General features: G+C 64.1%; 18 protein-coding genes. 6 read left to right on the top strand and 12 right to left on the bottom strand.

Going from position 1 to position 18,291, the window contains the following annotated elements:
- Positions 1 to 55: 55 nt before the first annotated feature.
- The gene (locus IVB42_RS07015) at positions 56 to 562 is read right to left on the bottom strand and encodes a MarR family transcriptional regulator (RefSeq protein WP_018456022.1); all 507 of its coding nucleotides are present in this window, start codon (positions 560 to 562) and stop codon (positions 56 to 58) included.
- Between the two features lie 83 nt (positions 563 to 645).
- Here IVB42_RS07015 and IVB42_RS07010 point away from each other — a divergent pair, with 83 nt between their 5' ends.
- Positions 646 to 1,866: a cytochrome P450 gene (locus IVB42_RS07010; RefSeq protein ID WP_018456023.1), complete on the top strand. Its 1,221-nt coding sequence runs from the start codon at positions 646 to 648 to the stop codon at positions 1,864 to 1,866.
- A gap of 44 nt (positions 1,867 to 1,910) precedes the next feature.
- Positions 1,911 to 3,122 (top strand): ABC transporter substrate-binding protein, encoded by a 1,212-nt coding sequence (locus IVB42_RS07005; protein ID WP_018456024.1) that lies wholly within the window; start codon positions 1,911 to 1,913, stop codon positions 3,120 to 3,122.
- Positions 3,123 to 3,286: 164 nt separating this feature from the next.
- On the opposite strand, the gene IVB42_RS07000 is transcribed toward IVB42_RS07005, so the two are convergent.
- On the bottom strand, positions 3,287 to 4,549 hold the full coding sequence (locus IVB42_RS07000) for an NAD(P)/FAD-dependent oxidoreductase (protein WP_018456025.1): 1,263 nt from the start codon (positions 4,547 to 4,549) through the stop codon (positions 3,287 to 3,289).
- Positions 4,550 to 4,845: 296 nt separating this feature from the next.
- Between IVB42_RS07000 and IVB42_RS06995 the strand changes: the two genes are divergently transcribed.
- Positions 4,846 to 6,018, top strand: coding sequence for an ABC transporter substrate-binding protein (locus IVB42_RS06995; protein WP_018456026.1), 1,173 nt, complete (start codon positions 4,846 to 4,848; stop codon positions 6,016 to 6,018).
- Positions 6,019 to 6,187: 169 nt separating this feature from the next.
- Here the strand turns inward: IVB42_RS06995 and IVB42_RS06990 are convergent, their stop codons facing one another.
- From IVB42_RS06990 to IVB42_RS06945, 10 genes are all read right to left on the bottom strand, one after another.
- A complete protein-coding gene (locus tag IVB42_RS06990) occupies positions 6,188 to 8,059 on the bottom strand; it encodes a sugar phosphate isomerase/epimerase and 4-hydroxyphenylpyruvate domain-containing protein (RefSeq protein ID WP_018456027.1) in 1,872 nt (623 codons plus the stop codon).
- A complete protein-coding gene (locus IVB42_RS06985; RefSeq protein WP_018456028.1) occupies positions 8,056 to 9,114 on the bottom strand; it encodes a Gfo/Idh/MocA family oxidoreductase in 1,059 nt (352 codons plus the stop codon). Before IVB42_RS06985 ends, IVB42_RS06990 begins: the two co-directional genes overlap by 4 nt.
- Positions 9,111 to 9,848: an ABC transporter ATP-binding protein gene (locus IVB42_RS06980; RefSeq protein WP_018456029.1), complete on the bottom strand. Its 738-nt coding sequence runs from the start codon at positions 9,846 to 9,848 to the stop codon at positions 9,111 to 9,113. The genes IVB42_RS06985 and IVB42_RS06980 overlap by 4 nt, the downstream gene beginning before the upstream one ends.
- A 10-nt stretch (positions 9,849 to 9,858) precedes the next feature.
- Complete coding sequence (locus IVB42_RS06975; RefSeq protein WP_018456030.1) at positions 9,859 to 10,602, bottom strand: ABC transporter ATP-binding protein; 744 nt, start codon at positions 10,600 to 10,602, stop codon at positions 9,859 to 9,861.
- Positions 10,599 to 11,597 carry a branched-chain amino acid ABC transporter permease gene (locus IVB42_RS06970; protein ID WP_018456031.1) on the bottom strand — a complete coding sequence of 333 codons (999 nt, stop codon included), beginning with the start codon at positions 11,595 to 11,597 and terminating at the stop codon, positions 10,599 to 10,601. The genes IVB42_RS06975 and IVB42_RS06970 overlap by 4 nt, the downstream gene beginning before the upstream one ends.
- Positions 11,594 to 12,469 (bottom strand): branched-chain amino acid ABC transporter permease, encoded by an 876-nt coding sequence (locus tag IVB42_RS06965; RefSeq protein WP_018456032.1) that lies wholly within the window; start codon positions 12,467 to 12,469, stop codon positions 11,594 to 11,596. Before IVB42_RS06965 ends, IVB42_RS06970 begins: the two co-directional genes overlap by 4 nt.
- A 97-nt stretch (positions 12,470 to 12,566) precedes the next feature.
- Positions 12,567 to 13,697 (bottom strand): ABC transporter substrate-binding protein, encoded by a 1,131-nt coding sequence (locus tag IVB42_RS06960; protein WP_018456033.1) that lies wholly within the window; start codon positions 13,695 to 13,697, stop codon positions 12,567 to 12,569.
- A 55-nt stretch (positions 13,698 to 13,752) separates the two neighbouring features.
- Complete coding sequence (locus tag IVB42_RS06955) at positions 13,753 to 14,631, bottom strand: shikimate dehydrogenase (protein WP_018456034.1); 879 nt, start codon at positions 14,629 to 14,631, stop codon at positions 13,753 to 13,755.
- 143 nt (positions 14,632 to 14,774) lie between these two features.
- Positions 14,775 to 15,713, bottom strand: a complete 939-nt coding sequence (locus tag IVB42_RS06950) for a LysR family transcriptional regulator (protein WP_018456035.1) — start codon at positions 15,711 to 15,713, stop codon at positions 14,775 to 14,777.
- Positions 15,714 to 16,045: 332 nt separating this feature from the next.
- Positions 16,046 to 16,222, bottom strand: coding sequence for a hypothetical protein (locus tag IVB42_RS06945; protein WP_018456036.1), 177 nt, complete (start codon positions 16,220 to 16,222; stop codon positions 16,046 to 16,048).
- A gap of 167 nt (positions 16,223 to 16,389) precedes the next feature.
- Here IVB42_RS06945 and IVB42_RS06940 point away from each other — a divergent pair, with 167 nt between their 5' ends.
- The 3 genes from IVB42_RS06940 to IVB42_RS06930 all read left to right on the top strand — a co-directional run bounded on the left by IVB42_RS06940 (position 16,390) and on the right by IVB42_RS06930 (position 18,081).
- Complete coding sequence (locus tag IVB42_RS06940) at positions 16,390 to 17,118, top strand: LuxR family transcriptional regulator (protein WP_018456037.1); 729 nt, start codon at positions 16,390 to 16,392, stop codon at positions 17,116 to 17,118.
- Between the two features lie 83 nt (positions 17,119 to 17,201).
- Positions 17,202 to 17,861, top strand: coding sequence for an acyl-homoserine-lactone synthase (locus IVB42_RS06935; protein WP_018456038.1), 660 nt, complete (start codon positions 17,202 to 17,204; stop codon positions 17,859 to 17,861).
- A 1-nt stretch (position 17,862) separates the two neighbouring features.
- Positions 17,863 to 18,081, top strand: coding sequence for a hypothetical protein (locus IVB42_RS06930; RefSeq protein WP_026233073.1), 219 nt, complete (start codon positions 17,863 to 17,865; stop codon positions 18,079 to 18,081).
- Positions 18,082 to 18,291 lie beyond the last annotated feature (210 nt).

The following is an 18,291-nucleotide window of genomic DNA, read 5'->3' as shown; positions in this document are numbered from 1 at the left end:
CGAATGTTGGCGCATGCCTGGAAATGACAGGGCTCAGCGCCCGCTGTGTGGCCCGTCAGGTCTCGGTGCTGCCGGTCACCGCGCCGAGATTTTCATGCAGGCGGCGCAACAGGTCGATCAGCACCTCGCGCTCGTCCTTGTCCAGGCAGGACAACAGGCGCCGTTCGCGCTCGAATGCAGCGACGATCACCTTGTCATGGATGGCGCGGCCCTTCGCCGTCAGCGAGATCGAATGGGTGCGCCCGTCATTGGGATCGGTACGGATCGAGATCAACCCCCGCTTTTCCAGGCCGGCCAGCGTCCGACTCACCGGGCCCTTGTCGAAACCGATGACGTGGCAGATGCGCGAGGCGGGAATGCCGGGCTCGATCGCGAGCAGCGACATGATCCGCCATTCCGTGACGTTGACGCCGAACTCTCGCTGATAGAACGCGGTGGCGCTGTTCGAGAGCTTGTTGGCGATGAAGGTGATGAACGCGGGGACGTAGCGGTCAAGATCGAGCGTCGGTCCCGTCTCGGCGGGCGCAGGTTTCTGGCGGGCTCTGGTCGAAGGCGGCGGCATGTCGGGATTCTGTCTCGCGGCGTGTCTGGAGACCTAAAGGTAAGCGCGGCCCTTTCACAAGATCAAAATGAGGGAGGACTTCCATGAGCACTTCCAGCTCCCAGGAAATTAGCGGTTCGTCGGCCGTCCCGCATCTCGACGTCGATCCGTTCGCGATGGATTTTTTCGCCGATCCCTATCCCACGCATGAGCTGCTGCGGGAGGCGGGACCTGTCGTCTATCTCGACAAGTGGAACGTCTATGGCGTGGCGCGCTATGCCGAAGTTCATGCCGTGCTGAACGATCCCGCAACGTTCTGCTCCAGTCGTGGCGTCGGCCTCGCCGATTTCGCGAAGGAGACGCCGTGGCGGCCGCCCAGCCTGATCCTCGAGGCCGATCCTCCCGAGCACACCCGCACCCGCGCCGTGCTCTCAAAGGTGCTGTCGCCGACGGTGATGAAGGGGCTGCGCGACCGCTTTGCCGCGGCAGCGGAAGAGCGTGTGGACGCGCTGCTGGAGAAGCGCAACTTCGATGCCATCACGGACCTTGCCGAGGCCTATCCGCTGTCGATCTTCCCAGATGCGCTCGGGCTTAAGCCTGAGGGACGCGAGAATCTCATTCCCTATGCGAGCCTGGTGTTCAACGCCTTCGGCCCGCCGAACCAGTTGCGCAACGAGGCGATCGCGCGCTCGGCGCCTCACCAGGCCTACGTCACCGAGCAGTGCCAGCGGGACAGCCTCACGCCCGGCGGCATCGGCGCCTGCATCCACGCCCATGTCGGCGAGGGTGCCATCACCGCGACCGAAGCGCCGCTGTTGGTGCGTTCGCTTCTGTCAGCGGGCCTCGACACCACCGTCAACGGCATCGGTGCAGCGGTCTACTGTCTCGCGCGCTTCCCTGAGCAGTGGCAGCGCCTGCGCAACGATTTTACGCTGGCGCGCAACGCTTTCGAGGAGGCCGTTCGTTTTGAAAGCCCGGTGCAGACCTTCTTCCGCACGACCACGCGCGAAGTCGAACTGTCAGGCGCGACCATCGGTGAGGGCGAGAAGGTGTTGATGTTCCTGGCGGCTGCCAATCGCGATCCGGGGCGCTGGGACAAGCCCGACAGCTACGACATAACCCGCCGCACGTCCGGCCATGTTGGCTATGGCTCAGGTATTCACATGTGCGTCGGCCAGCTGGTCGCGCGGCTCGAAGGCGAGACAATGCTCGCGGCGCTGGCCCGCCGGATCGCAAAGATCGAGATCATGGGCGAGCCGCAGCGCCGCTTCAACAACACGCTGCGCGGGCTCGACAGCCTGCCTGTGCGCATCACGCCAGCCTGACGCTGTCGTCATCGCAAACAACAAATACGACAGGGGAGGGAACAATGAAGAACTTGAAGTGGACGCTTGCGCTGGCCGCGAGCCTGATTGGCGGCGCGGCAAATGCCGAGATCTCGGACAATGTCGTGCGCGTCGGCGTGCTCAACGACATCTCCGGCATTTTCCAGGACACCAACGGCATGGGCTCGGTCGAGGCCGCGCGCATGGCCGCTGAGGATTTCAACGGCGGCGGCAAGGGCATCAAGGTCGAGATCGTCTATGCCGATCACCAGAACAAGGCCGACGTCGGCAATGCAATCGCGCGCAAATGGCTCGATGTCGAGGGCGTCGACGCCATCGTCGACGTGCCGAACTCGGCCGTTGGCCTCTCCATCAACACGCTGCTGCGCGATAGCCGCATGACGTTCCTCGCGTCGTCCACCGCGAGCTCCGATCTCACCGGCAAGGCCTGCTCGCCCAACACCATCCAATGGGTCAACGACGCCTGGGCGACCGGCAACACCACGGCGGCCGCGATGATGTCGCGCGGCGGCAAGGACTGGTATTTCCTCACGGTTGACTACGCACTCGGCAAGGGCATCGAGGCGGAAGCCCAGAAATACATCGAGGCGCATGGCGGCAAGATGTTGGGCTCCTCCAAGCATCCGCTCGGCACGTCCGACTTCGCGTCCTTCCTGTTGCAGGCGCAGGGCTCGAAGGCCCAAGTGATCGGGCTCGCCAATGCCGGCGGCGACACCATCAACGCGGTGAAGCAGGCGGCCGAGTTCGGGATACAGCAGGGCGGACAAAAACTCGTCGCCTTCCTGCTCTTCATCAACGACGTCCACGGCATGGGCATCAAGGTCGCGCAAGGGCTCCAGCTCATGGAGGCCTTCTACTGGGACATGAACGACGACACCCGCGCCTTCGCCAAGCGCTTCGCGGCGCGGCCCGGCATGAACGGCAAGATGCCGAGCGGCAACCAGGCCGGGGTCTATGCCTCCACGCTCGCTTATCTCAACGCGGTCGCCGTCACGGGCAGCGACAATGCCAAGGATGCCGTGCCCGAGATGAAAAAGTTCAAGGGCAAGGACAAGCTGTTCGGCGACACCACGATCCGCCAGGACGGCCGCGTCGTGCATCCGATGTATCTGTTCGAGGTGAAGAAGCCGGAGGAGTCGAAATATCCGTATGACTATTACAAGCTGGTTTCGACGATCTCTGCGGAGCAGGCGTTTCGACCGCTCGCGGAAGGTGGGTGCGAGCTGGTGAAGTAGGGGCGGCGATCGCGCCTCACTTAACCTCTCCCCGCTCGCGGGGAGAGGTCGGATCGCTCTTGCGATCCGGGTGAGGGGGTACAGGTCTCACCAATATCTCGTTCGCGGAGAGGCCCCTCACCCCAACCCTCTCGCCGTAAGAACGAGGAGAGGAAGAAGAAGCCCTACACCACCTTGCTCGATCCCTGCGTGATCAGCCGCGCAGCGCGCTGGTCGCGGGCGTAGATCCAGAGCCAGCTCAGGGCGACGCTGAGGCGATGGCGCAAGCCGATCAGGAAGTAGATATGGGCGATGCCCCAGATCCACCACGCGATGGTGCCGCGCAGCTTGATGCGGCCGAAGTCGATCACCGCGAGCCGCTTGCCGATCTGCGCGAGGCTGCCGGAGTGCTTGTAGCGGAACGGGCCTGTCGGCTCCTGGCGCAGCCGGGCCTTGATGGTCTCGGCCACGTGACGGCCCTGCTGCTTGGCGGCCGGCGCGATGCCGGGCACAGGCTTGCCGTCCCAGGCGTTGATCAAAACGGTGTCGCCAATTGCAAAGATCTCGGGATGACCGGGGATCGTAAGATCGGCCTCCACTTGGACGCGCCCGGCGCGATCGGCCGGTGCGCCCAGCCATTCCGCCGCGGGCGAGGCGCGCACGCCGGCGGCCCAGATTCGTGTCTTGGCTTCGAGCAGCTTGCCGCCGAACACCACGCCCTCGCGGTTGATCTCAGTGACGGCTTGGCCGAGCACGACCTCGACGCCGATCTTCTCCAGCGAGGCCTGGGCATAGGCCGAGAGATCATCTGGAAAGCCTGCCAGCACCCGCGGACCCGCCTCGATCAGCACCACGCGCGCCTTGTTGGTGTCGATGTTGCGGAAGTCGGCTGGCAAGGTGTGGTGCGCCATCTCGGCGATGGTGCCGGCGAGTTCGACGCCGGTGGGGCCGGCGCCGACGATGACGAAAGTCAATCGTGCCGCGCGTTTGGCCGGATCGGTCTCACGCTCGGCGCGCTCGAACGCCACCAGGATATGACGGCGCAGCGTGGTCGCGTCCTCCAGTGTTTTAAGACCCGGCGCCCATTGCTCCCATTCGTCGTGGCCGAAATAGGCGTGACGCGCGCCGGTGGCGAGCACCAGCGTGTCGTAAGGCACCTCGCTGCCGTCGTCGATCAGCACGCAGCGCCTGTCGGCATCGACGCCGCTGACCGTCGCAAACAGCGTCGTCACATCGCGCCGGTCGCGCATCAGGTGCCGGACCGGCCAGGCGATCTCGCTGGTGGCGAGCGAGGCGGTGGCGACCTGATAGAGCAGCGGCTGGAACAAATGATGGTTGCGGCGGTCGATCAGCGTGATCTCGACCGGGCTGCCGGCGAGCCGGTGGGTCGCCTCCAGCCCGCCGAAACCGGCTCCGACGATGACGACGCGGTGCGGTGTCGTGGTCATGATGCGCCCCTCCGAATCTCGCGGCTCTATCCTCATCTAAACGCTGATCAGGCGCCGCGGTCCAATAGCCGTCGTCAATCGAGGCATAGGCCGGATGTATCGCGCCCGCGAGAAAGCGCCGCAGCCTTAGCCGAAGTAAGTAGAATTATATTTCTTGCTATCGCCGTTCGGGGCGAAATATGGTGCAGGGCGGGCGCTGAACCATTGGCGGCGCGACAGATTTTGCGTTCAATAGAGATGACCCCGGGGCGGCAATCACCCTGCTTCCGGGCATGATAATATGGAGGGGAGTGGTTATGAGGACGGCATTCTGGCTGGCGGGCGCAGCGGCGCTGGTGCTGGCAGGCCCGGCATCCGCCGGCGACACCATCAAGATCGGCTTCGTTTCGACCTTCAGCGGCCCGACCGCCGTGATCGGCAACGACATGCGCAATTCGTTCGAGCTCGCGCTGGATCACATCGGCCGCAAGATGGACGGCAAGCCGGTCGAGGTGATTTACGAGGACGACGGGCAGAAGCCCGACGTCGGCAAGCAGAAGACCGAGAAGCTGGTGCAGTCCGACAAGGTCGACTTCATCGTCGGCTACATCTGGTCGAACGTGCTGCTGGCCTCGCTCAAGACCGCCGTGGACTCGCAGACCTTCCTGATCTCGGCCAATGCCGGTCCGTCGCAGCTCGCGGGCGAGCTCTGCTCGCCTTACGTGTTCTCGACCTCCTGGCAGAACGACCAGACGCCGGCCGCCATGGGCCTCTACATGAACCAGAAGGGCGTCAAGAGCGTGTTCCTGATCGGCCCGAACTACGCCGCCGGCAAGGACATGCTGGCGGGCGTGAAGAGCACGTTCAAGGGCGAGGTCAAGGGCGAGGAATACACGGTCTGGCCGAGCCAGCTCGACTTCTCCGCCGAGCTCTCCAAGGCGCGGGCCTCGGGTGCCGAGTCGATCTTCGTGTTCTATCCCGGTGCAGCCGGCGTGCAGTTCCTCAACCAATATGCGCAGGCCGGGCTGAAGAGCACGATGCCGCTCTACACGGCTTTCACCGTCGACGAGCTGTCGCTGCCGCTGCAAAAGGAGAACGCGCTCGGGGTGCCCGGTGCGCAGGAATGGGTGAATGATCTGCCCAACGAGCAGAACAAGCGCTTCGTCGCCGACTATCGCAAGAAGTACCCCGGGCTGCGTCCGACCTATTACGGCGCGCAAGCCTACGACGCGGCCCAGCTCATCAACAGCGCCGTGGTCGCGGTGAAGGGCGACACCAGCAAGAAGGACGCGATGAAGGCCGAGATGGAGAAGGCCAACTTCAAGTCGCTGCGCGGCCCGTTCAAGTACGGCAAGAACCACATCCCGGTGCAGAACTTCTACCTCCAGGACGTGGTCAAGGACGGCGAAGGCCAGCTCTCGCTGAAGACGGTCGCGACCATCGTCGAGAACGACCAGGATCGCTTCCACGACAAATGCGCGATGAAGTAGCCACAAGCACGATACCCCTTCTCCCCTTGTGGGAGAAGGTGGCGCGAAGCGCCGGATGAGGGGTTTGTTTCCGCGTATTCAAAAGTAAGGTCTCGCGGAGAGAACCCCTCACCCGTCTCGCCGCTTTGCGGCAAGCCACCCTCTCCCACAAGGAGAGAGGGAAAGTAAGCTACACGCGCGGCATGCTCGCGGGCCGCACCTCGCGCGCTTGCGCGGCAAGCCTGATCCCGGCATTGGCCGCGCCGAAGCCCTGATAATCCCGCCGCTCCACGATCTCGAAGAAAAACCGCTCGTCGAAGATGTGGGTGTAGACCTGGAAAAACTCTCCGTCGCCCTCGCGGTCGTAGAGAATGTGGTTGGCGCGCAGCTGCCTCATCAGCTCGGGTGCGAGGTCGTATTTGGCTTCGACGTCGTCGTAGTAATTATCCGGGATATCCAGGAAATCCGCGCCGCGCTTGCGCATCTCCGCGACTGCCGCAAAGATATCCCGGCACGTAAATGCGACGTGCTGCACGCCCGAGCCGAAAAACTCCGAGATGAAGCGGGCCGGCAGCGTGCGGTTGGCGGATGAGCCGTTGAGCACGAAGCGCAGGCTCTGGTCGCCGTTGATGACGGCCTGGCTTTGCACGAGGCCCCTGGGATCGGCGATCTCCATCTGCGGCAGCCGCTTGAGGTCGAGGATGCCGGTGTAGAACAGCAGCCACGACAGCATCTCGTCATAGGGCATCGACTGCGCGATGTGATCGACGGCCAGCAGGGCGTCCGCGCGAGCGTCGCTCGGTACCTGTTCGAAATCCGTGTCCCAGTTCTTGCCGGCCTGGTCCAGGAAGTAAAGCAGGCTGCCGCCGACGCCGTGGATCGCGGGAATCTCGAGCTCGCCCGGCCCGACCGGCTGATAGAAGGTGCGCGCTTTCAGTGTTTCGGCGCGCTGCATAACGAGGCCGGCATTGTCGATATCGAGCGCGATGGCGCAGACGCCGGGGCCATGCGTCACGTAGTGCGAATGCGCAAAGCCGTCGGTCTCGGAGTTGACGACGAGCTCGACCTTGCCTTGCGACCAGCGCTCCACCGCCTTGCTGCGATGCTTGCCGGTCTTGCGGAAACCGAGCTGCGCGAGCAGGCGGGCGAGTTCGCCGGCCTTGGTCTCGTTGACGGCAAACTCGATGAATCCCGTGCCGCGACTTTTGGGCTTGGGCGCCAAGGGTTCGCCGATGAGCTTTGGCCAATCCGGTGCAAGCTGGTCCTCCAGCAGGATCAGCGAACGCAGGCCGTCGACCGCGGTCTGCACGGCCGAGCCGGCACGGAATTGGTCGTTGAAGATCTCCAGCGACAGCGGCCCGGCATAGCCGGTCGCCGCGATCGCCGCCATGAACTCGCCGACCGGCAGGTCGCCCTGGCCGGGGAAGGAGCGGAAGTGCCGGCTCCACGACAAGATGTCGAGCTCGAGCTTCGGCGCATCTGCAAGCTGGACCAGGAAGATCTTGTCGCCGGGGATCGAGGGCATCGCGCGGACCGGAAAGCCGGGAGCCAGTGCGTGAAAGCTGTCGAGGATGACACCGATCGCGGGGTGATCGGCGCGCCGCACGATCTCCCAGGCATCGCGGTAATCGTTGACGTGGCGTCCCCAGGCCAATGCCTCGTAGCCGACGCGCAAAGACCGTTTGGCCGCGCGCTCGCCAAGCTCGCGAAAATCATCCGCGGCGCGGTCGATGCCGCCGAGCGCGGCCGGCGACACGTTGGAGCAGATCAGCAGCAGATCGGTGCCGAGCTCCTGCATCAGGTCGAACTTGCGTTCGGCGCGGGCAAAGTTTCGCGAACGCTGCGGCTCCGGCATGCCTTCGAAATCGCGGAACGGCTGAAACGCACAGATCTCGAGATTGAGGTCCCCGCAGAGCTTTGCGATGTCGCGCGGACCTGCGCCGAACGACAGCAGATCGTTCTCGAAAATCTCGACCGCGTCGAATCCGGCGGATGCGATGGCGCGGAGCTTTTCGTCGAGAGCGCCGGAGAGTGAGACCGTTGCGATCGAGCGTTTGGTCATGCTGCCTGCTCCATGATTTGGCCCGGCGATATCTTCTGGCCCGTGCGTGCCGCTTCGCTGACGGCTTCGACGACCGCAAGTGTGCCCATTGCGTCTTCGACCGCGATCAGTGGTTGTTCATGGCCCGCGATCACGGCGAGGAAATGCCGGAGCTGCTCGGCCAATGGATCGAATGCCGGCGGCGTGATGGTCTCGCGCGACAGCGGCGCGTGCCAGCCGGGCTCTCGCGCGTAGGACCAAAGCTCCATATTCGGCACGGACAGCGAGCCCGCGGTGCCGGAGAGGATGTAACAGGGCTGATCCCGCTTCGGGTACGCAGTGTTCTCGCCCGAGGTCAGCTCCCAGCTCCATGGCGCCGGCGTTGCGTCCGACACGGTCGCCGTTCCCAGTGCGCCGTTGGCGAAGCGCAGCAGCAACGCGGCGGTGTCCTCGACGGCGAAACCGCGAACCTTGTTCGACGTCAACGCCTGCACCTCGGTGATCTCGCCGCAGATGAATCGGAGATTGTCGATGTCGTGGATCAGGTTGATGAGCAGCGGGCCGCCCCCATGCTCGCGCCGCCACGCCACATCAAAGTAATCGTCGGGCTTCTTCAGGAGCCACAGTCCGACCACAGCCGTGAGTTGGCCGAGTTTGCCGGTCGCCACCGTCTCGCGTGCGGCCTTGATGATCGGATTGTGCCGGCGGTGATGGCCGACTAGCATCGGCACGCCGGTCCGCCTGATCGCCGCGCACAGGCGCTGCGCGGCCGCGACCGTATCGGTCACCGGCTTCTCGATCAGCGCGGGCACGCCGGCTTGGGCACAGTCGAGCACCATCTGGAAGTGCAGCGCGTTCGGTGAGGCGATGATCAGGCCATCAGGCTTTTCCTGCGCCAGCAACGTGCGGTGATCCGAATGCCAGGGTGTGGTGCGCGTCTGCGCGAACTCTTTTGCGGCAGGCGAAGGGTCGGCGATGCCCGCCAGCACGCAGTCTGGTGAAGCGTTGATCAATTCGATATGGCGGCGGCCGATCAGGCCGGCGCCGGCAACGGCGATGCGCCTTGGCGCGCTCATGCTGCGCTCTCCTCCATGGCGCCGCCGAGGAAGAGCTGGCCGATCCGCGGGTCGTTCAAGATGCGCTCCGCCTTGTCGACCATGCGGGTCTGGCCGAGCTCGAGCACGATCCCGATGTCGGAAATCTCCAGCGCCGAGCGGGCGTTCTGCTCGATCATCAGAATGGTGACACCGCGGTCGCGCAAGCTCTTCAGGATGTCGAAAGTCTGCTGCACCATCAGTGGCGACAGGCCGATTGAGGGCTCGTCGATCAGAACGAGCTTCGGTTCGAGCAGCAGCGAGCGGGCGATTTCGAGCTGTTTCTGCTCGCCGCCGGATAGCGTGGAGGCCTGCTGCGTCGATTTCCGCCGCAGCGCCGGGAACAGGTCGAGCGCGGCCTCGATCCGGCTCTGCAGGTCGATGCCCTTGCCCGCCGAAACGCCTCCGAGCTCGATATTGTGGCGCACCGACAGCTCGGGAAAGATGTTGCGGCCCTGCGGCACGTAGCAGATGCCGGCATTGAGCAGCGCGCGCTGGCTCAAATGGGTGACGTCGCGGCCGGCGAAGTTGATCTTGCCCTCACGCAGCTTGAGCAGGCCGAAGATCGCCTTGAACACGGTGGACTTGCCGGCGCCGTTCGGGCCGATGATGGTGGTGATGGTGGCCTGCGGCACGGCGAAAGTGGTGCCGTTCAGGATCGTCATCTTGCCGTAGCCGCCGACGAGATTGTGAACCGAGAGGATCGGATCGCTCATGGCTGGTTCCTCAATGTCCGAGATAGGCTTCGATCACGGCGGGGTTCTTTCGCACCTCGTCCGGTCGTCCCATCGCCAGCACCTTGCCCTCCGCCATCACCATCACGCGGGAACACAGCGACATCACGAATTCCATGTTGTGCTCGATCACGACGAAGGTGGCGTTCTTCTCGCGGTTGATCGCCACCAGCCGCTCCTTCAGATCCGTCAACATCGACGGGTTGACGCCGCCGGCTGGCTCGTCGAGCAGCACCAGGCGCGGTCCGCCCATGAAGGCCATGGCGGCGTCGAGCAGTTTTTGCTGGCCGTAGGAGAGCCCGCCGGCCGGCTCGTCGGCGAGATGATCGAGCTTGAAAAAGCCGATCATCTGGTTGGCGGCCTCCGTCAGTCCGGCATCGGAGCGGCCGACCAGGCGCGAGGCCATGCTGCCTTGGTGCTCCTGGCCTGCGAGGATCAGGTTCTCGCGCACCGAGAGTTTGGGGAACACCTGCAGGAGCTGGAAGGTGCGGCTGACCCCGAGCTTGTTGAGCTCGGCGGGTCGCAAGCCCGTGACGACCTTGCCGTCGAGCTTGACCTCGCCGCCGCTCGGCGTGAGCTGGCCGAGAATGCAGTTGAACAGGGTCGACTTGCCGCAGCCGTTCGGGCCGATCAGGCCGAGGATCTCGCCCTCGCGGACGTCGAAAGAGACGCCGCCGACGGCGCTGATGCCGCCAAAATTCTTCTTGATGTCGGTGACTTCGAGGACCGCGCTCATTGCACTGTCTCCAGCCGGGACTTTGCGACGGCGCGCTGGGCGGAGGCCGCCTTGGTGCGGCGTTCGGCGAGATAGCGGTCGAGGATTCCCAAAATGCCGGTCGGCGACCAGATCAGCAGCCCCATCACCGCGATCGCGTAGAGCATCAGATAATAGCCCTCGGTGAAGCGCAGCCACTCCGGCAACAGCACCGCGATCATCGCGCCGAGGAACGGACCCAGGAAGAATCCGGCGCCGCCGACGATCACCATCATCAGGAGGTCGAGCGAGAGCGACAGGTTGAACGGCACGGGATCGATATATTGCGTCAGCGGCGCATAGAGCGCCCCCGCGACGCCGCCGAGCGCCGAGCCGATCGCGAACGCCATCAGCGTATAGCGCCGCGTGTCGACGCCCAGCGACTGCGCCCGCAGCGGGTTTTCGCGCAGCGCCATGAAGGCGCGGCCCCACGGCGAGCGGATCAGCCACCACACCGCGAGCGACACGATAGCGAGCGAGCCGAGACAGACATAGTAGAACGGCAGCGGCTTGTTGGTCGCGATGCCGAAAATGTGCGGACGCGGAATATTGGAGATGCCGTAGATGCCGCCGGTGAGCCAGCTCTCGTTGCGAAATACCAGGAAGGCCAGCGTGGAGAAGGCGAGCGTGACGAAGGCGAGGTAGTGATGCTGCACCCGCAGCGCGGGATAGCCGAGCACCCAGCCGACCGCGAAGCTCAAGCCGATCGCGACGACGATCGCCGCCGGCAGCGGCCAGCCATGCGTGGTCATGATCGCCGCGGCGTAAGCGCCGATGCCGACGAAGGCGCCCTGCGCCAGCGAGACCTGGCCGGCATAACCGAGTGTGAGGTTGAGGCCCATTGCGGCGATGGCCATCACCGCCCACTGGCTCAGGATGAACAGGCCATAGCGGTTGAAGTTCATGGGGACAACGATCAGCGCAGCGACCACGATGAGGCCGAACGCGATCTTGAGAGGTTTGGCGAAGCCGCTCATACGGTGCGCTCCTCGGCACGGCCGAGCAAGCCCTGCGGTCGGAACAGGATGACGGCGATCAGGAAGATCATAGGCACGGCGGCGCGGTACTGCGTTGAAACATAGGCGGCCGCGAGATTGTCGAGCACGCCGATCAGGAGGCCGCCTGCGATCGCGCCGCGCACCTGGTTGAACCCGCCGACGATCGCGGCGATGAAGGCGGCCTGGCCCAGTACCTCGCCCGACGTGAATTTCGCGAGGTAGATCGGCGTGATCAACAGCGAGGCGAGAGCGACCAGGAACGCGTTGATCAGGAAAGTCAGGAGAATCATGCGCTCGACCGGGACGCCGATGATGCGCGCCACCGTCGGGTTCTGCGCCGCCGCCTGCATCTGGTGGCCGAGCGAGGTGCGGTTGAGAAGCGCAGTCAAGCCGAAGACGGCAAGGATGGCGAGGACGAGGACGCCGATGCTTTGCAGCGAGACGGCATGGCCAAGGATGGAGACGTCGCCGGTCGGCACGATCGAGGGGAAGGGTGAGGCTTCGGCGCTGAAGAACTGCTTTACGGCCTCCTTGAGACCGATCGCGAGCGCCATGGTCGCGATCGCGAGCGGCAGCACGCCATGGCGCAACATCGGATCCACCAGCAGCATCTTGAAGGCGAGGCCGAGCAGGAGCATCGAAAGCAGGATGCCGAGGATGATCGCGAGCCAGAACGGCGCGCCGGCATGCATCGCCGCCAGCATCAGGAACGCCGGCAGCATCACGAACTCGCCTTGTGCGAAATTGATGGTCTGCGAGGTCTGCCACAGCAGCGTGAAGCCGACCGCGACCAGCGCATAGATCGCGCCGGTGGCAAGTCCAGCGACCAGAAGATCGAACAGATTGGACATTTTCCCCTCTCGGCGCTCGCGCTCTGTCTCCCCGCTCTCCTCGCTCGTCCTTCTCCCTCTCCCCGCGAAGGGCGGGGCGAGGCAGAAGGGCAAGACCTCACTTCACCTTCGGCAGCACCTGCTTCACGACTTGCTTGCCTTCGACCACCTCGACCAGAAAGCTCTGGCGGTCGATGTCGCCGGTCTCGCTGAAGGTGACGTCCATCAAGATGCCCGGCTCGTCGGCGGCCTTGATGGTCAGGCCATGCAGGGTGTCGGCGAACGCCTTGGAATCGACCTTGCCCATCTTGTCGGTGGTGGCCTTCACCATGTAGACCGCGAGATAGCCTTTCAGCCCGTTATGGTCGGGCACGTAATTGTACTTCTTCGCGAACTTGTCGCGAAACGCCTTGATCAGGTCGACCGGCGCGTCGGTGGTGAGACCGACATGGCCGCGCGCGCCGTTGGCGGCATCGCCCGCAAGCTCGATCACCTTCTGGCCGATCAGCGTGGTCTCGCCCATCAGCGGTGCGGTGACGCCCTGGCGCTTCAGCTCCTTGAGGATGCGTGCGCTCTCTTCCTCGTTCAAATAGACGAATACGGCGTCGGGATTGGCGGCCTTGATCTTGCCGACGTCGGCGGCGAAATCGGCCTGGCCCGCCTCGGTGGAGAGATCGGCGACGACCTTGGAGCCGAGACGGTCGAGCTCCTTGACGACGACATCGCGGCCGCCGCGGCCAAAGTCATTGTTGACCCAGACCACGGCGACCGACTTCGCCTTCATGTCGTCGTGAATGTATTTGGCGACCTTCGGCATCGAGGATTGCTGGCCGAACGAGGTGCGGAACAGGAATTTGTTTCCGCCTTGCGTCAGCTCGGCGGCTTCGCCACCCATGATCTGCGCGATGCCGGCTTCGGCCGCCAGCGGCGCGGTCACCTTCACCGAGCCGGAATAGCCGGGTCCGAGCAGCACATAGGGCTCGGCGTCGAGCGCCTTCTGCACCTGCGCGCGCGCGACGCCCGGGTTGGATTGCGAATCCGCATGAGTGACTTCGAGCTTGCGGCCGAGCACGCCGCCCTTGGCGTTGATCTCCTCGATCGCGAGGTCGATGCCGTTCTTCCAGTTGGTGCCGACGGTGGCGCCGCCCCCGGAAAGCTCGGCGACGTCGGCGAGCTTGATCGCCTGGGCGTGCACGCTGGTTGCAGTCGCGAAGGCAAGCAGGGCGCCCGCCAGCAAAGTCGATTTCATGGTTTCTCCTCCTGTTTCGTGATGGTGTCCGCGGCCTTGTGTCCGGCCGTTTCGGTTACGCTGCGTGATAGGCCGAGCTTCGTGCCGCCATCACCTCGTCGAATGCCTCTCCCATGATCTCGGTGGATGGGGCAAGGCCAGTGAACAGTTCGAAAGCGTCGGCGGCCTGGTAGATCGCAAGCTCCCGTCCGGTCATGATCCGCGCGCCCTTGGCTTGGGCAGCCGCCAGCAGCGGCGTGATCAGCGGCGAATAGACGGCGTCGGCGACCCACAGGTTTTGACGTAGCAGCGTCGGCGCGACCGGCGTTTCCCGGTTCGGCAGCATGCCGACCGGCGTGCCGTTGACGAGGCCCGTTGCGCCGTCGAGCGCGGCCTCGACGCTTGCGGCGACCCTGGCGCCACCCTGTTTGTCGAGCAGCGCGGCGAGTTTTTCGGCGCGTGCCGGCTCGCTGTCGAAGATACGGATGTCGGTCACGTCAAGGCTCGCCAGGGCAAACGCGATCGCCTTGCCGACGCCGCCGGTGCCGATCACGGCGACTGCGTTTCCAGAGGCCGCCAGCAGCGGCGCGACGGCGCGCGCAAAGCCCGTCGTGTCGGTGTTGTGGCCGATCAGCCGGCCGTTCCTGACGACGACGGTGTTGACCGCCCCCATGGCGGCGGCACCCGGTGCCAGTTCATCGAGCAGCGGGACCACCGCCTCCTTGTAGGGAAAAGTGACGTTGACGCCGGCAAAGCCGAGCCGCCGCACGCCCTCGAGCATCATGCGGAGCCCGCCCGCGTCGGCGCCGGCGACCTCGATGAGCTGGTAATGGCCGCGCAGCCCAAGCCCCTCCGCGGCGCGCTCATGCATGGCAGGGGAGGCAGAATGCGCGATGGGTGCGCCGATCAGGCCGGTCAGGAGCTTTTTGGGTGCGGCGGGTCCGCGCTTTGACATGGTTCGCTATCGTCTCGTTGGGAGCGTTTGATCCCGGCCTTTAGCGGGGAGATCCGCCCAATTCCAAGGGGCTTCCCCCAGGAACGATAGCCTTTCCTCGGCCTAACACAATTACCCTTTTGTGCTGCAAACCTAACATAATGTTATCTCTTCCGCGCCCGTGGCGGCGCGGCCCTGCCTTTGCCCCGCGACGGCTCGACCGCGCGCATCTCCGCGCGCAGGGACTCGATGAAATACTCGACATGAAGCGACAGCGGCGCGCCGCGCTTCACCGCGATATAGGTGTCGAATCGCGTCGGCTCGGTGATCTTGATCAGCTCGATGCCGGGATAGCCCCCATGGGCCACCGTGAACTGGTCGATGATGGCGATGCCGAGCCCCGCCTTCACCAGCGCGCAGACCGTGGTGCCGAAGCGGGCGCGGATGGTGATGTTGTACTCGAGGCGGTGGCGCGCGAAGATCTCGGCCATGATCCGCCCGTAGGGATCATTGGGATCGATGCCGATCAGCGGATAGCGCGTGATCTCGGCGGCGGAGACCTGCTTGCGGCCGGCGAGCTCGTGGCCCGGCGGCACGATGCAATAGAGCTCGCCCGAGGCGAGCGGCATGAAGTCGAGCCCGGAATGCTCCAGGCGATAGCTCATCGCCACGCACTCGCCGCGGCCGAGCATGAGATAGTCGATGGCTTCCTCGAGCTTGAGGATGTTGATGTCGATGCCCAAATCCGGATAGCGCCGCCGGACCCGCTCGATCGCGCGCGGCACCATGACTTGCGAAATGCTCGGCACCGAGCCGATGCGCAATTCCGACAATCCGCCGCGCCCGATCTTGGAGATGATCTCGGAGAGGTCGTCGACCTTCTTGTAGACGCCGTTGATCTGCTCGAAGATGTTCTCGGCTTCCGGCGTCGGGAAATAGCGGCCGTTCTGGCGCTGGAAGAAGCGGATGCCGAGCGAGCGCTCGGTATATTTCACCAGGCGGCTGATGCCCGGCGCCGAAACGTTCAGCAGCTTCGCCGCGCCGCCGATCGTGCCCGTCACCATCACGGCACGGATCACTTCAACCTGGCGCAGCGTCATCATGTCCTGGGCATCCGAAGGTAATCGTGGTCGGCGCTGCCTTTCCCTCTTCCCTTGTGGGAGAGGGCGGATCGCCGCGATAGCGCGAGGCGGGTGAGGGGTTCTCTCCCCGCACGAGCCTCGCGCATTTGAACGCGTGGAAACAACCCCTCATCCGGCGCCATAGCCGATGCGAAGCGTCGGCGTTTTGTTTTAAGAACGGCGGCCGAAGGCCGCCTATGCCACTTCTCCCACAAGGGGAGAAGGAAGGAAACATTCGCGTTCGGTTGTTCGGTTCAGATCAGAGGAAGGCATGGCGCCGAACGGACCGTTCGTGCGCTCACAGCAATTGCGTGCTAGCTCGCCGGTCCGTCCGGCGTGGCGCTCTCTGCCGGCTTGCTGCGCTCGCTTTGCAGCACCCCGCGTGCGAACTCGATGATCTTCTGCTTGTTTGCCGTTTCGCGGACGGCGAAAAATACGCGGTTGAGTTCCAGGCCGAGCACGCTGTTGAGGGCGATGTCCTCGTCTTCCATCGTGGTTTCCCCGCTTCAGACATTGTAGGTGTATCTTGACGTCCCTTCTTCCACAAGTAGATTAAGCCTTCGGGGTCAATGGGATACCGGGAAACTACGGAATCCGTGAATTGAGGCAGTGCCCCAAGACGTGCTATATCGCACAGCGAGGGTCAGGAAACGCACCGATGTCCGCCGTGGATTATGGCCGGGAAGCGCTCGACTTCATCGAGGGGCTTGGGGCCTATCGCAAGGTGCCCGACGCCATGAATGCGCTCGAATCGGCCTTTGGTCGCTTCGGTTTTGAAACTATCATCGTGACGGGGTTGCCCAATCCCGACCAACAGTTTGCACAGATGGTGCTCGCCAAGCGCTGGCCCGCGGGCTGGTTTGGTCTCTACACCGAAAATAACTACGACCGTTTCGACCCGGTGGTGCGGTTGTGCCGCCAGTCAGTCAACCCGTTCGAATGGTCGGAAGCACCCTATGATGCGGAGCTCGAGCCGAACGCGGCCGAGGTGATGAACCGCGCCACCGATTTTCGCATGACGCGCGGCTTCATTGTGCCGATCCACGGACTCACCGGCTACGAGGCCGCGGTGTCGCTCGGGGGCGTCCATCTCGACCTCAATCCCCGCAGCAAGCCGGCACTGCACCTGATGGCGATGTATGGCTTCGACCACATTCGCCGTCTGCTCGATCCAGCGCCGTATCCCTCGGCACGCCTCACCCCGCGCGAGCGCGAGGTGATCGCCTGGGCCTCGCAGGGCAAATCGGCCTGGGAAATCGGCGAGATCCTGCACATCACGCAGCGCACCGCCGAAGAGCATCTTGCAACCGCCGGGCGCAAGCTCGGAGCCGTCAACCGTACGCATGCGGTAGCACTGGCGATTCGCAACAAGATCATCAATCCCTAAGCGACGTACTGGGAAATTTCCCAATACCGAACCATCCTCTTTTCGCAGAGGGTGCCCTCCATTGAGGATGAATGGGGGTTTTCATGATTCACGCCATTTCTGCAGTAAATCGCCACCTTTACGAAGATGTACTCGATCAGCATTTTCGGCTGCGGCACGACATCTTCGTCGAAGAGCGGCGCTGGGAGACGCTGCGCAGGCCGGATTGCCGCGAAATCGATTCCTATGACGACGAGGACACCGTTTATCTGCTTGCGCTGGAGGGACGCCGCGTCATCGGCGGTCACCGGCTCTACCCGACCACCAAGCCTTCGATGATGAGCGAGGTCTTTCCCCATCTGGCAGCGGTGCGCGGCTACCCGGTGGATCCTCTGGTCTGGGAATGGTCGCGCTACTTCGTCGTGCGCGATCGCCGCGACGGCGCGCTCAACCTGCAACTGATGGCGGCCGTGCAGGAGTTCTGCCTCGGTCAGGGGATCGCGCAGGTCAGCGCGATCATGGAAACCTGGTGGTTGCCGCGCTTTCATGAGGCCGGCTTCGTCGTGACCCCGCTCGGTCTGCCGGCACTGGTGGAGAACGCATGGACCATGGCGGCGACGATCGACATTCTCCGCGAGACGCTCGATGCCCTGCATGATCGCATCGGCGTGCCTTCCATCGTCCAACAGGACGGTCCGCGTATCAATTGCATCGCCCTTGCCAACCTCTGCGGCCTCGCTGCCGCGCAACGAAAGAGCGCCTGAGATGTCGAACATGATGCGGGACAGCCAGATCATGGCGCAGATCAAGGACGAAAATCTGGGCTACATGTCCGACATGGCGCTCGAACTCGCGCAGATGGCGGAAGACACCGGATTGGCGACGCTCGCCTATCTGTTCCGGATGGCGGCGCTGGAGGCCTCGACGGCCAACAGCGTGCTTGCCGAGCCGGATGACCTTCGCCGGCAGATGACGTCGCACTAGGCGTCTCCATCCACACGTTGCGACGAATTCACACCCTCTCTCCCGCAACGGAGGGAGGGTGATCCGTTTGGGTGCGGCAGGTTGACCCATCCTGCGCGGCAGTCTTCTTGCAAGACCGATTGCAGGGCCAGGACCGATCGGATGCATCGGCATGCAACAAAGTGCATGTTGGGTGTCGAATCGCTCTTGCCTCGGAACGATACTGCCATT

The sequence above is a fragment of the Bradyrhizobium sp. 45 genome (assembly GCF_023073155.1).
GTDB lineage: Bacteria > Pseudomonadota > Alphaproteobacteria > Rhizobiales > Xanthobacteraceae > Bradyrhizobium > Bradyrhizobium canariense_D.
This window is presented reverse-complemented; position numbering and strand designations above follow the sequence as displayed.

Excerpts from the sequence above, each read along its gene's own strand:
- IVB42_RS07015 (WP_018456022.1), bottom strand. The coding sequence starts at position 562 with ATGCCGCCGCCTTCGACCAGAGCCCGCCAGAAACCTGCGCCCGCCGAG.
- IVB42_RS07000 (WP_018456025.1), bottom strand. The coding sequence starts at position 4,549 with ATGACCACGACACCGCACCGCGTCGTCATCGTCGGAGCCGGTTTCGGC.
- IVB42_RS06965 (WP_018456032.1), bottom strand. The coding sequence starts at position 12,469 with ATGTCCAATCTGTTCGATCTTCTGGTCGCTGGACTTGCCACCGGCGCG.
- IVB42_RS06935 (WP_018456038.1), top strand. The coding sequence starts at position 17,202 with ATGATTCACGCCATTTCTGCAGTAAATCGCCACCTTTACGAAGATGTA.
- IVB42_RS07010 (WP_018456023.1), top strand. The coding sequence starts at position 646 with ATGAGCACTTCCAGCTCCCAGGAAATTAGCGGTTCGTCGGCCGTCCCG.
- IVB42_RS06960 (WP_018456033.1), bottom strand. The coding sequence starts at position 13,697 with ATGAAATCGACTTTGCTGGCGGGCGCCCTGCTTGCCTTCGCGACTGCA.
- IVB42_RS06945 (WP_018456036.1), bottom strand. The coding sequence starts at position 16,222 with ATGGAAGACGAGGACATCGCCCTCAACAGCGTGCTCGGCCTGGAACTC.
- IVB42_RS06980 (WP_018456029.1), bottom strand. The coding sequence starts at position 9,848 with ATGAGCGATCCGATCCTCTCGGTTCACAATCTCGTCGGCGGCTACGGC.
- IVB42_RS06995 (WP_018456026.1), top strand. The coding sequence starts at position 4,846 with ATGAGGACGGCATTCTGGCTGGCGGGCGCAGCGGCGCTGGTGCTGGCA.
- IVB42_RS06955 (WP_018456034.1), bottom strand. The coding sequence starts at position 14,631 with ATGTCAAAGCGCGGACCCGCCGCACCCAAAAAGCTCCTGACCGGCCTG.
- IVB42_RS06930 (WP_026233073.1), top strand. The coding sequence starts at position 17,863 with ATGTCGAACATGATGCGGGACAGCCAGATCATGGCGCAGATCAAGGAC.
- IVB42_RS06985 (WP_018456028.1), bottom strand. The coding sequence starts at position 9,114 with ATGAGCGCGCCAAGGCGCATCGCCGTTGCCGGCGCCGGCCTGATCGGC.
- IVB42_RS06970 (WP_018456031.1), bottom strand. The coding sequence starts at position 11,597 with ATGAGCGGCTTCGCCAAACCTCTCAAGATCGCGTTCGGCCTCATCGTG.
- IVB42_RS06940 (WP_018456037.1), top strand. The coding sequence starts at position 16,390 with ATGTCCGCCGTGGATTATGGCCGGGAAGCGCTCGACTTCATCGAGGGG.
- IVB42_RS06950 (WP_018456035.1), bottom strand. The coding sequence starts at position 15,713 with ATGATGACGCTGCGCCAGGTTGAAGTGATCCGTGCCGTGATGGTGACG.
- IVB42_RS06975 (WP_018456030.1), bottom strand. The coding sequence starts at position 10,602 with ATGAGCGCGGTCCTCGAAGTCACCGACATCAAGAAGAATTTTGGCGGC.
- IVB42_RS06990 (WP_018456027.1), bottom strand. The coding sequence starts at position 8,059 with ATGACCAAACGCTCGATCGCAACGGTCTCACTCTCCGGCGCTCTCGAC.
- IVB42_RS07005 (WP_018456024.1), top strand. The coding sequence starts at position 1,911 with ATGAAGAACTTGAAGTGGACGCTTGCGCTGGCCGCGAGCCTGATTGGC.